Genomic DNA, 12,856 nt, shown 5'->3' with positions numbered 1-12,856 from the left:
GATGCCGCCGCCAATCACGAAAATGTCGTAGATCCCGTCCTGTGCCACCGCTCATCTCCCTGTCCGCAACCATCGCCTGTGCCTGCCAATACAGCACCACCGCGAAACAAATACGAAACCAAAAGGAAATATAACGCGCGTCGACACACCCGGCAAGCACTATTGCGGCTCTTCCCGCCACCATGCCCTGCCCGGCAAAACGCTCCTGCCTCTCAGGGGCCGGCGCGCGCGAGCAGGCGAACCTGCAATGCGGCCGACTGCAACAGTTCAAACGCCTTGTAGCGATGCCGGTGCAGGGTTTCGACAGCACCGGTTGCGGGCTGGAATAGTCTGGAAAGGCGCGACATCCCCTTCATCGCCTCCGCCAGGGATGGGTGGTAACCCGCCGCTGCCGCTCCGAGCATGGCTGCCCCCAGCAATACCGGCTCCGGCGTATCGGCAATGGCGACCGGCAGGTTGGCGGTGTCCGCCAGAAGCTGCCGCACAAGATCGCTCTGCGCGGCACCGCCGCTGGCGACGATCATGTCGAGCCGGATACCGTCCTGCCCCAGCCTGTCCAGCAACTGCCGGAGGCCATAGCCGATGCCGCACAGACCGGCAATGTAGAGCGAAACCAGATCCGCAATATCCGTTTCCAGCCCAAGACCGGCAATGACAGCCCGTGCATCGGGATCGGCATGCGGCGAGCGGTTGCCGAGGAATTCCGGAACCACGTGCACCGATTTTGCCAGCTCCGCCGCATGCGGCAGATCCGGGCAAAGCGCGGTGGCGTAACGGTCGAGCCAGGCAACCAGGGACAGGTTCTCGGCTTTGGCCCTGGCGCTGGCCTCCGCATGGGCCGGGTGCATGGTGACGAGATGATCGATTGCTGCGCCCGCTGCCGACTGGCCGCCTTCGGTCAACCAGAGGCCCGGAATCATCGCGGAATAATACGGTCCCCAGACCCCGTCGACAAAAACGGGACGGTCGCTCGATGCCATGGAACAGGCCGAAGTTCCGAAGATGTAGGCGATGCGGTTTCGTGCATCGGAATGCCCCGCGGCATCGGCTGCACCAAGCGTTCCGACACCGCCGGCATGGGCATCGATCAGGGCGGCGCCGACCGCCGTGCCCGGCATCAGCCCGAGATCGGCCGCGGCCCGTTGCGTCAGCCCCCCGGCCAGAGGCGTACCGGGATCGACGATATCGGTGCCGATGCGGGAAAAGCCTTCCGCAGCCAGTTCCCCAAGCCCGATATCCTGAAAATACCGCGCATCCCAGCGCTTCTCATGCGCAAGATAGGTCCATTTGCAGGTCACCGTGCAGACCGAACGGCTGAGGGAGCCTGTCGCGCGCCATGTCAGATAGTCGGCCAGATCGAAGAAATGACCGGCGGCGGCAAACTGCTCCGGCAGGTTGCGCTTCAGCCACAGAAGCTTTGGCGTTTCCATCTCCGGCGAAATCCGGCCACCTACATAGCGCAGCACCTCATGCTTGCCCGCATTGATTTCAGCCGCTTCGCCGGATGCACGGTGATCCATCCACACGATGATGTTGCGGGCCGGATCAGCGGAGGGACCAACCGCAAGCGGTGCTCCGTCAAGGCCGACCACAACCAGCGAGCAGGTTGCGTCAAAGCCGATCCCGGCGATTGCCGAAGCCGAAATCCTTGCCGATGCGACGGCCTCCCGTGTGCTGCCGCACACGGCCTGCCAGATTTGCTCGCTCGACTGCTCGACGATGCCGCCCGCTTCGTGCCAGATCGAAATCGGCCGCTTGGCGGATGCCACAAGGCTGCCATTGCCGTCGAAGATACCGGCACGCGCGCTGCCGGTGCCAACATCGATCCCGAGAAAATACTGTGTCATGCCTAGAGGTCCGTGCTGTGTGGAAGGATAACGATATCGCGGATCGTGACGTTACGGGGCCTCGACAACATGAACAATACGGCTTCCGCCACCTCGTTCGCCTCCATCAATCCGCCTGACGCGATGGCGTCATCCAGCTTCTCCTGCGGCCAGTCGCTGATCAGTGCCGTAACAACCGGGCCCGGCGCGACCGCACCCACACGAATGCCGTGCTTTATCACCTGCCGCCTGACTGTATGAACGAATGCCTGCACCGCGTGTTTGGACGCCGTGTAGATCGGCTCCCACACCACCGGAACCAGACCCGCTATGGAACTGGTCATGATGATATCGCCGGTCTTCCTCTCCACCATGTGGGGCAGCACCGCCTGAACCGAGCGGAATGCCGCGTTGATGTTGAGGTTCAGCATCCGGTCCCAGGCATCGGGATCGCCATCCGCCACCTCTCCGCCGATATAGGAACCGGCATTGGCGTGGAATATATCGAGCCTGCCGAAGCGCTCGAGAATTTTCGGCATCATCGTCGCGACACTGGCGGGGTTGGTCAGGTCGGCAACCAGGGGGAAAGCCTGCGGTCCCAGTTCGGAGCACACGCTTTTCAGGGCATCTTCGGCCCTGTCGATGAGGGCGACGCTGACGCCCTCCCGCAGCAGTGTTCTGGCACATTCAAGGCCGATTCCCGATGCGGCGCCGGTGATCGCCGCAACCTTTCCGGACAAATCCTGTTTCATATCATTCCTCATTTTGGAGTTTGTGTCAGGCGCGCCCATGCGACACTCTTGATCGGCGGGCGAGTGAATCCACGATGACGGCGATGGCGAGAACGGCACCCGTGATCATGTAGCGAAGCGATGACGACAGATCGAGCAGGGTCAGCCCATTGGCGATCGACTGGATGACGATGATGCCAAGCAGTGCCGAATAAGCACTGCCCCGGCCGCCGAAGAGGCTTGTTCCGCCGATGACAGCTGCCGCGATGGCGTTGAGATTGACATCGCCAGTGCCGGCCTGCTGGCTTGCCGAGGCAAGGCGGGCGGCCGAAAGCACGCCGCCGAACGCGGCAAACATCGAGCACAGCACGAAGGCGCTCATATAGATGAACCGCACATTGATACCGGCACGGCGGGCGGCTTCCCGATTGCCGCCGACAGCGGTCATGGACCGTCCCCAGCGGGTTCGGGTCAGTGCATAGCTCATGGCCACAACCAGACCCACGAACAGACCGAACATCCAGGGAATGCCGCGGCCCTGATTGAGATAGAACACAACCAGTTCCAGAGCCGTTGTCATGACCACCGCGCGGAAAACAATGCCGCCGACCGACGGCGCGGACAGCTGTGCCGCGCGCCGGTGCGTGATGGTGCGCAGGCCGGAAACCAGCAGAACGATCCCCGGAATGACCGCCAGCGTGTACGAAACGGGACGCGGCATGACCAGCAGCTGGCCGAAATCGACGATTGCCGAACCATAGGGCAGATTGATCGAGCCTGTCGCTCCAAGCACATAGAGCTGCATTCCCAGCACGGCCAGCAACCCGGCAAGCGTCGAGATGAAGCTCGGCATTCCCAGGCGGTTGAACAGCAAGGCGTAGAGACAGCCGAACAGCCCGCCGACGGCAACCGCTGCGACGATTGCAAGAGCAATCGGCCAGCCCTGGTTGACCCAGAGCGTTCCCACCAGCGCCGAGGCGAACCCGCTGATCGAACCCACGGAAAGGTCGATCTCCCCGACCATGAGAACACAGACGATCCCCAGGGATATCACCCCGACCGTCGAGGCATCGAACAGCAGGTTGACGAGATTGTTGCTCGACAGGAAGATGGGATTGAGGCTGGCGAAGACAGTCCAGATGATGATCAGGCCGGCCACGACCGGCAGCGATCCGAGATCGCCGGATTTCACGCGGTCGAAAAAGGCGCGGACGGCGTCGCTCACGCCGGTTTCATGTTTTACCCGCACATCGCTGCGATCCAGCAACATGGCGGCTTGCTTGCCGTCCTTGGTCATGGGTGTCCCTCCTGATTGCTGTTGACCGGTACCTGCAGCCGGCGCGCCCGGCGCGACACCGAATTGTCTGCCGCGCCCGTGATGGCCCCGACCAGTTCGTGGTTCGACGCGTCGGGATAGAATATGCCGTTGTTGCGCCCGAGCCTGAGGACGACGATGCGGTCGGCGACGGCGCGCACGTCTTCCATGTTATGGCTGATCATCACCACGCCGAGGCCGCGATCGCGGACCCGTTCGATCAGGTTGAGCACCTCCGCCGTCTGGGCCACGCCAAGCGCTGCCGTTGGCTCGTCCAGCAGGATGAGCTTGGGCTCGAGCAGAAGCGAACGTGCGATGGCAACGGTCTGGCGCTGTCCGCCCGACAGGGATGCAATCGGAATGCGCACGCTTGGAATGCGCGCGGCAAGTTCGTTCAAAAGCGTCCAGGCACGCACTTCCATTGCCGTTTCGTCGAGTTTGAGCGGGCTGAGTTCGCGGCCCAGGAAGATATTGGCGACGACGTCCAGATTCTCGCAGAGCGCGAGATCCTGAAACACGGTTGCTATGCCCAGATTGAGCGCGGTGCTCGGATTGGCCAGCGTCACGGCCTCGCCGCTGAAAGTGATCGTGCCGGAGGTCGGCTGGTGCACGCCAGCCAGGATTTTCACCAGGGTTGATTTACCGGCACCGTTGTCGCCAACAAGGGCCACGACTTCGCCCGCATGCACGTCCAGATCAATGTCCGTCAGTGCCGACACGGCGCCAAAATTCTTGGATACACCACGCAGGCTGAGCACAGGCTCGCCTGAAGGAAACGTTTCATCGGAAATATCAGTCATTGCCATCTGCCTTTCGGTATACCGGGGCGGGGTGAAACGATGAGCCTCCGGCCGCGTGCGACCGGACGGCGTCATCCGCGCATTCGTCAATTGATGCCGAGCTTCCTGCAGCCCTGCGCATAGCGGCCGGTGCAAAGCTCTTCCGCCTTGATGATCTTCTTGTCGATGATCTCAGCCTTCAGAGTCTCCGCCGTGACGACCGCCGGCGTGAACAGCTGGGACGGCGTATCGTACAGGGTCATTTCGGCCTTCGGGGTCTCGCCTGACAGCAGCTGGACGGCGACCTTGGCAGCCGCTGCCGCGACGATCTCGCTCGGCTTCGAGATGGTGTTGTACTGGTCGCCCGCGATGATCAGCTGCAACGCCGCGATCGTCGCGTCATTGCCGGTAATGGGCGGAAGCGGGTCGACACCCGCCGCCTTGAAGGCGGCAATGGCGCCGCCGCCCGTGCCGTCATTGGCAGCGACAACACCCAGGATCTTGCTGCCGAAACGGGTGATCTGGCCGCTGGCCCATTGCTGTGCCTTCGGCGGCGCCCATTCCGGCGTGTCATATTCGGCAAGGATCGGATAGCCGCTGTGGTCGAGCCCCGCATGAATGCCCTTCTTGATGAGCCCAGCTGCGGCATCCGTCGGCGAGCCATTGATCTGCAGGACGCCGCCCTCGCCTGCCGGTACATTCGACGCCTTCAGGTGTTGCACCAGTGAATCCGCGATCGCCTTGCCGATCCCTTCATTGTTGAAGGAGACATAAAAATCAGCCGGAGTGGATGGGATCGGCCGGTCATAGGCGATGACCTTGACACCCTGGCTTTGCGCCAGCTTCACCAGCGATGCCGCTGCCGTCGAGTCGACCGGGTCCAGCACGATAGCCTTGGCGCCCTGCGCGATGACCGCGTTGAACTGCTGCTGCTGGCGGGACACATCGGCATCGGCATTCTGGTAAATCACCTTGCAGCCGGGGCAGAGCTTTTTCATCTCGGCTGCAAATCCCGGATAGTCGTGCTGCTCGTAGCGTGTGGATGCCTGATCCGGCATCAGGAATGCAATGGTCGCATCCGTTACCGCGGCGGACTGTGCGAATGCGGATGGTCCGCTAAGAAGGCAAAGTGCGAGCGCCGCGGCGCCGGTCTTGGTCGATGCAAATGATGTCACTGGAATATCTCCCTTCCAAATGATGATGGTTTCGGTGAATCCCGCGCCCGTCGAACGCCGGGATATGCTGTTTGAAGGACAAGGAAGGTCGTTCGAACCACGGACATGGTTCGTTGTGCCTTGCTGCAAATATTTGTGTCCTGGTCCTTCCCGTTCAGGCGGCTTCTGACGCTCTTATATTTTTGGACAATAATGTTCGGAATCTTGTGGGTGCCATACCCTTCTGTTCCAGAAAGCGACGATTGAAATTCGAGATATTATTGAACCCTGTCGTAAAACAGATATCGGTGATCGACATGTCGGGTTTGCTCATCAGCAGGTGGCAGGCAAAATTGATCCGCAACCGGTTGACATATTGTACAAGCGCCATCCCGGTGTGGCGCCGGAAACTGCGGGAAAACGAACTCGGATTCTGGCCGATCAGATCGGCAAGATCCCCCTCAACGAAACGTTCGGTCAGGTTGGCATTGATATAGGCGAGAACCTTGTTCATCCCGCTGGACATGAATCCGGAGGGATCGGGATGATAGCGCGCGCTTGCCAGTTCCCGGGTCCCGGCCGCGCTGCTCATATGCTTGAGAATACCCATGAACAGCTGAATGCGGTCAATGCCTCTGGCATCGACAAGCTCTCCCAGCAAGGGGCCGACCAATTCCGCTGTCCGGGGGGAGAACAACGCGCCCCGGCGGCTCATCTCCAGCATCTCCTTGCACGCGGACAGCTCGGGAAATGCCTCGTTTGCGCTCGAAAAGAACGACTCGGAGAATTGCAAAACCCGGCAACGCAACGGCAAACTCGTGCCCGGCGGCACATCACTCACCCAGTTATGCGGCAGGTTCGGCCCTGTCAGCACGAGATTGCCAGGCTCGAAATCACCAATGAAATCGCCGACGAAATACTGGCCGGTCGTGGCAACGACATGATGGATCTCGTATTCCGGATGAAAATGCCAGCGGACAGTGCGATAGGGATAGCCGTGTTCCCAGGCCTTGAACGACTCGGCGATGCCGACGGCAACGACTTCCAGATCCGGATTCATTCGGCGCTCCTCCCGTATTCAGCCGGTGTCGATCCAGCTTCGGCAACCTCCTCCCAGAGGCCATCGTCTCTTTATCCGGATATCATAGGCGCGGATGTTCCCGGTCGCTACTACGCCACCAACACAAGACTGATACTTTTTTTGCATTATTTGCCCCTGAACAGATTAATTCTCACTGCCCCGGGCCATGCCGCGTCCTCAGACGACTGTGGTCCGCGCGTTGCGACAGCGGCTATTCCACGCCGCGAAGAATGAGATCGGCGGCTTTTTCCGCAATCATGATGACAGGCGAATTGGTATTGCCGGAGACGATGCTCGGCATGATGGACGCATCGACGACACGCAGACCCGCAACACCGTGCACCCGCAGGGCATCATCGACAACGGACTGGTCGCCGCTGCCCATCTTGCAGGTTCCGACGGGATGAAAAATCGTGGTCGCGATATCCCCGGCGCGCTGGATCAATTCATCGTCGCTCTGATACTGCGGTCCGGGAAGCATTTCCGACGGACGATACTTTTTCAAGGTTTGCGTCGCCATGAGGCGGCGGGCATGGCGGATCGACCTGGCCGCAAGCAGCCGGTCACCTGGCGTTGACAGGTAGTTTGGCCGGATCTCCGGTTGCCGGCTGGCATCCGCTCCGGTGACATGGACGCTGCCACGGCTTTCCGGGCGCAGATTGCAGACGGACACGGTCACGGCGGGATAGCGGTGCAGCGGTTCGCCGAGCCTGTCCGTGCTGAGCGGCTGGACGTGATATTCAAGATCCGGGGTCAGCAATGCAGGATCGCTTTTGGCAAAGATACCGAGCTGACTTGGCGCCATCGACAGTGGTCCTGACCGGCGGAAGGCGTATTCCAGTCCCATCCCGGCGCGCGCGAAGAGGTTGTGGTAGAGCTGGTTCAGGGTTTTCGCCCCTTCGATGCGGAAAACCGTGCGGATCTGCAGATGATCCTGCAGGTTATTGCCGACACCGCGCAGTTCATGAAACGTTTCAATGCCCGCCTGCTTCAGGAGATGAGGGTCTCCAATACCCGACAGCTCAAGGATTTTCGGCGAATTGATCGCGCCCGCCGACAGGATGATTTCGCCAGCCGCCGCAGCCTTGCAGGGCTGGCCATTGCGGTCAAAGCGGATGGCTGTTGCGCGCTTGCCGTCAAACTCCAACCCTTGCACCTCCGCGCCGGTCAGCACCCGGAGATTGGACCGCTTCAAGACAGGACGCAGAAACGCCTTGGTGGTGTTCCAGCGAACGCCGCCGCGCTGATTGACCTCGAAATAGCCGGAGCCCTCATTATCACCGGCATTGAAGTCATCGGTCTTGCCAATGCCAAGCTCTTCGGCCGCATCGCGAAACGCATCGAGGATGGGCCAGGACAGGCGTTGCCGTTCCACGCGCCATTCGCCCCCTGCCCCATGCAGGGCGGAATGGCCGCGATAATTGTCTTCGGATTTGAGGAAATAGGGCAGGACATCGTCCCAGCCCCAGCCGGTATTCCCGGCCTGGCGCCAGCCGTCATAGTCGGCGGCCTGTCCCCGCATGTAGATCATGCCATTGATGGAGGAGCAGCCACCCAGCACCTTTCCGCGCGGATAGGGAAGCGAGCGGCCGTTCAGCCCCGCCTCCGCCGCGGTTTTCATCATCCAGTCGGTGCGCGGATTGCCCATGCAATAGAGATAACCGATGGGCACATGAATCCAGTGGTAGCGGTCGCTGCCGCCCGCCTCGAGCAGGAGGACGCAGTTTTTCGGGTTGGCTGACAGGCGGTTGGCCAGGACGCAGCCGGCCGATCCTGCGCCCACAATGATGAAATCGTAGACGCCTTCATCCACGGGCGATGCATTGACGGAGCGGCTCACGCGGCGGCCTCCGCCATCACGGTGTCGCGTGCCGCCATCCGCTTCCAGACCGGTGCCATGGCATCGGCAATGTCGCGGTAAAGCTGATAGCGCCTGGCATAATGGCCGGCCCTTGCGGCATCCGGCCGGTAGGACCGTTCCATCACGACCATGGCTGCGGCACCGGCATCGAAATCAGGGAAAATGCCGGCCGCTGTACCCGCGGCAATCGCCGCGCCAAGCGCCCCTGTCTGGCTCGAGCGCGCTACTGTCACCGGAACCCCGAGGACATCGGCAAAAATCTGCGGCCAGATCAGGCTGCGCGAACCGCCGCCGGACAGCACCGCCTCGTCGAAATTCGCGCCTGCGTCCCGCAATGTTTCGATGTGCTGGCGATGGCCAAAAACCACGCCTTCGAGCAAAGCCCGGATCAGGTGGCCTTTCGTATGCCAGCCCGCGACGCCATAAAAACCTGCCCGGGCATTGCCGTCCTGCTGCGCGCCATAGAGGAACGGGTGGTAGATCGGATCGTCTGCTGCCGGTTCCACCGCCGCCGCCAGTTCGCAGCAGCGATCGAATGGCGAGCCTCCATCTGGCTGTTCGCCGTGGAAGAACTCGCGCACCAGCCATTCAAGGTTCGCAGCCGACGTCGCACTCGATTCGATCGCCATGTAACGCTCGCGATCGAAGGTCGACGACATGAAGAACGGTTTTTTGAGGCGGGGCGCGTCAACGACGACCTGATTGATGCTCCAGGTACCGGCGATGATCGAGGCAGCGCCCGTGCGGGTGACACCGGAGCCGATTGCCGAGGCAATCACGTCGAAAAGCCCGCCAATGACTGGTGTGCCAACGGCAAGTCCGGTCTGGTCGGCGGCGGTCTGCGTGACCGTTCCGGCGATGTCGGCACTTTCAATGAGCGGCGGCAGCAGGTCCATGCAATCGTCAAGCCCGAAAGCGGCCATCAATGCGCGGTCATACCGCCGCCGGGCGACGTCGAGCAGCCCGCAACCCGCCATGTCGGACACCTCGCTCACGCGCTTGCCGGTCAGGCGGTTGACGATGAAATCCTTGCACAGGAACACCGTACCGATCCGCGCGAATGTTTCCGGCCGATGGCGTTTGATCCAGGCCAGCAGCGTCGGGGTCTGCGATGGCCAGGGCCGCTGCAGGCCGATCGGATAGGTGCGGTCGCCGACGCCTTCTGCCTGCCATTCTTCCACCAGGTCGGCTGCGCGCGTGTCCAGGGACTGGATCGCCAGCAGCGGATTGCCCTGACGGTCAAGGGTATAAAGGCCGTTGCCATGCCCGGCGCAGCCGATGGCGGCAATCTGCTCCGGGCCTATTCCGGCGTCAGCGATACAGCGTTGAATGACCCGGCGCGCATTGCTCCAAAGCTCGTCCAGCCCGCGCTCGACGTGCCCCGGATGCGGCATGCTGCTATGCCCCTCCTCGGCAGCCGCCGCAATCTCATTGCCTTGCCGGTCGAAGATGATGGCCTTGATGATGGTGTTGCCAGCATCAAGACCCAAAAGATACTCTCCCATACGGAACCCCTCCTCAGGTTCTTGTTTTCATTCTCAGCCCTGCTGGTAGAGCGCGTAGGCATCCTCGCCGCTGGCATTGTCATGGATAATGGCCATCAGCCCGCGCACCACTGCGCTGGGATTGGCGTGCTGATAGATGTTCCGGCCATAGACCATGCCCACGGCCCCCTGCCGCATCAGGGCCGCCGATTTCTCGAAGACGATGCGCAGGTCCTCCTTGCCGCCGCCCCGCACAAGCACAGGACACCGCGCCGCCTCCACCACGCGATGAAAATCCTCCGCCGCCGTCGTCGGGTCCGCCTTGATGATATCAGCGCCCATTTCACGGGCAAGACGGGTGAGCGTGACGATCTTGCCGGCATCGCCATCCACCATATAGCCGCCGCGTTCCGTAACGGGCTGCATGACGAGCGGCTCGATCATCAGGGGCATGCCGTATTTGTCGCAATCGGCGCGGACCCGCGCGATATTCTGCACGCACTGGCGGAACAGGTCCGGCTCGTCGGGCAACATGAAAAGATTGACGACGACACAGGCCGCATCCATCTGGATTGCGCCGATCAGCGGCTCGGCCTCGTTCTGCAGCACCGCCCACATATCGCGATGGCGGATGGCATTGTACGGATTGCCCATGTCGATACGCATGACCAGCGCCGGCTTGTCCTTGCCGGCGACATCCTGCAAAAGGTCGGCCTGGCCGTAATTCATCTGGATGGCATCCGGGCCTGCCGCCACCAGCGCACGGACAACACCTCCCATGTCCTCAAGACCGTTCAGGAAGGATGGCTCATTGCACACGCCGTGATCAATCGCCACGTCGAGGCAGCGTCCCGCGCCGAACAGGCGGTTCATCCGGACCTTAAGATTGTTGCGCATATCGTACTCCTTGTTCATTGCGTGCGGTGAGTGTGTCGAAGCCGACGCCATGGCGCCCGGCGAGAAGGGTGAGAAAGCGGTCAAGTTCTGCTTTCCGGCGTGCGGGCGACCAGCCTTTTTCCCGCGCGAGCACTTCGAGTGCAGCTTGCGTGAGATCGAGGGATAGCTGGCCGCTGATGGCGAGGGTGGTGCGCCGCAACAGCAGGTCATCAAGATGTTCGACCGCTTCATTGCGGACGAGAAACAACATCTCGCGAACCGAATAATCTGGATGCGGCATGGTTTTGTCCGGGCCTGCCGCGATAAATTGCGCCATCCCCCCGGCATCGGTGCCATAGCGGTCAAAGAGCGCGGAGAGACGTTGCGGCGAAACGCCTGTTTCAGCGCGGATGCGGGAAATCCACTCCCTGGCATCGGCGGGGAATGCCCGTCCGCCGCCGATCGGTCGGCTTGCGGTCGAGACCTGCCGCGTTCGCTGCAGGCGTTCCAGCGTCATGTCGGCGGCAAGCTCACCGAAGGAGCGGAACGTCGTCCATTTACCGCCGATCATGCACAGCACCGGCGGCTCGCCATCGGAAGGTTCGATGATCGTGCAGTAGTGATCGCGCGGGATGCGGCCGGTAAAATCATCCTTGCTGGCCGGGAGGGGACGCACCCCTGAGAACTGGAAGACAATGTCTTCCGGCCGGATGCGGATGCCGGGCAGGACAAAGGCCAGCGACTGTAGGATGTAGTCCCGTTCATCCGGCTCGCATTGAACGCTTCCGGGATCGTCAACGCGGATATCGGTCGAACCGACCAGAACCTTGCCGAGATAGGGAAAGAGGATGCAGATGCGCCCGTCCTCGTTCTCGTAATAGATCATGTGGCCGGCAAGGGCTCCGGCAAGGTCCGCATTGTCGATGATGAGATGCGACCCTTTCGTGCCACCCATCAGCGGCGCCGGCCGCTGTTCCTGCGAAAACAGTTCGGCATTGGCGATATCGATCCATCCGCCTGTCGCATTGATGATGAAGGCGGGCTCGACCGGCATTGCCGCGCCGGTGAGGTGATCGTGGACGGTGAAGCCGTCGGCAGACCGCTGCAGTTCGGCGTAATTCAGGGCGCGCGCATGATCGCCCGCTGCCAGGCCATCCCTCAGCACCTCCATCCCGATGCGTTCGGGATGCTTGACCCAGGCGTCGTGATAGGTCGCGGAACTTTTGACGGCAGGATTGAGCGCCGGCCATTTGGCCAGTGTCGCATGACGCCCGCGAAAGCGGTGACGCGGCATCAGAGCCCGCTTGCGGGTCAGGAAGTCATAAATGCTCAAGCCCGCCTTGACCGCAACCGCGCCGCGCCGGCTTGGCCTGCGGCTCAACCCCAGAAACCGCACGATGCCGTTGGCAAGACCGGAGAAAATATCGAAGACCGGGACGGTGGTGGGCAGCGGCGCAACAAGGTGCGGCGCGTTTTTCAACAGGCGGTCGCGTTCGGCCAGCGACTCCCGCACCAGGCTGAATTCACCGTTTTCAAGATAGCGCAGACCGCCATGCACCATGCGCGACAGGGCAGCGCTGGCACCGGAACAGTAGTCATGCTTCTCGACCAGCAGCACATTGACGCCCTGCAGCGCCAGCTCGCGGAACACGCTGATGCCGTTGATGCCACCGCCGACGACGCACACGTCCACCTTCGGACTCCGGCGAAGTCCGTCAAATATCTCTTCACGGTTCATGATGCAGCCTG

General features: G+C 61.8%; 9 protein-coding genes and 1 pseudogene. All 10 read right to left on the bottom strand.

The window, feature by feature from the left end; translation table 11 throughout:
* Window positions 1-212: 212 nt before the first annotated feature.
* Window positions 213-1,847 carry an FGGY-family carbohydrate kinase gene (locus tag ACTJJ7_RS13435; RefSeq protein ID WP_440967440.1) on the bottom strand — a complete coding sequence of 545 codons (1,635 nt, stop codon included), beginning with the start codon at window positions 1,845-1,847 and terminating at the stop codon, window positions 213-215.
* Window positions 1,848-1,849: 2 nt separating this feature from the next.
* Window positions 1,850-2,578, bottom strand: coding sequence for an SDR family oxidoreductase (locus ACTJJ7_RS13430; protein ID WP_440967438.1), 729 nt, complete (start codon window positions 2,576-2,578; stop codon window positions 1,850-1,852).
* 25 nt (window positions 2,579-2,603) lie between these two features.
* A complete protein-coding gene (locus ACTJJ7_RS13425) occupies window positions 2,604-3,854 on the bottom strand; it encodes a sugar ABC transporter permease (RefSeq protein ID WP_440967436.1) in 1,251 nt (416 codons plus the stop codon).
* Entirely contained in the window at window positions 3,851-4,672 is an 822-nt protein-coding gene (locus ACTJJ7_RS13420) for an ATP-binding cassette domain-containing protein (protein ID WP_105733874.1), read from the bottom strand. The genes ACTJJ7_RS13425 and ACTJJ7_RS13420 overlap by 4 nt, the downstream gene beginning before the upstream one ends.
* Window positions 4,673-4,758: 86 nt before the next feature.
* Window positions 4,759-5,826 (bottom strand): ABC transporter substrate-binding protein, encoded by a 1,068-nt coding sequence (locus ACTJJ7_RS13415; protein WP_440967434.1) that lies wholly within the window; start codon window positions 5,824-5,826, stop codon window positions 4,759-4,761.
* 154 nt (window positions 5,827-5,980) lie between these two features.
* Window positions 5,981-6,865 carry an AraC family transcriptional regulator gene (locus tag ACTJJ7_RS13410; RefSeq protein ID WP_105733548.1) on the bottom strand — a complete coding sequence of 295 codons (885 nt, stop codon included), beginning with the start codon at window positions 6,863-6,865 and terminating at the stop codon, window positions 5,981-5,983.
* A 232-nt stretch (window positions 6,866-7,097) separates the two neighbouring features.
* Window positions 7,098-8,726, bottom strand: coding sequence for a GMC family oxidoreductase (locus ACTJJ7_RS13405; RefSeq protein ID WP_440967432.1), 1,629 nt, complete (start codon window positions 8,724-8,726; stop codon window positions 7,098-7,100).
* Entirely contained in the window at window positions 8,723-10,252 is a 1,530-nt protein-coding gene (locus ACTJJ7_RS13400; protein WP_440967430.1) for an FGGY-family carbohydrate kinase, read from the bottom strand. Before ACTJJ7_RS13400 ends, ACTJJ7_RS13405 begins: the two co-directional genes overlap by 4 nt.
* 33 nt (window positions 10,253-10,285) lie before the next feature.
* Window positions 10,286-11,128, bottom strand: coding sequence for a class I fructose-bisphosphate aldolase (locus ACTJJ7_RS13395; protein WP_105733545.1), 843 nt, complete (start codon window positions 11,126-11,128; stop codon window positions 10,286-10,288).
* Window positions 11,101-12,845, bottom strand: a pseudogene (locus ACTJJ7_RS13390) (glycerol-3-phosphate dehydrogenase/oxidase). The gene ACTJJ7_RS13395 and the pseudogene ACTJJ7_RS13390 overlap by 28 nt, the downstream one beginning before the upstream one ends.
* Window positions 12,846-12,856 lie beyond the last annotated feature (11 nt).

This window comes from Phyllobacterium sp. 22229 (assembly GCF_052056495.1).
Taxonomy (GTDB): Bacteria; Pseudomonadota; Alphaproteobacteria; order Rhizobiales; family Rhizobiaceae; genus Phyllobacterium; species Phyllobacterium myrsinacearum.
This window is presented reverse-complemented; position numbering and strand designations above follow the sequence as displayed.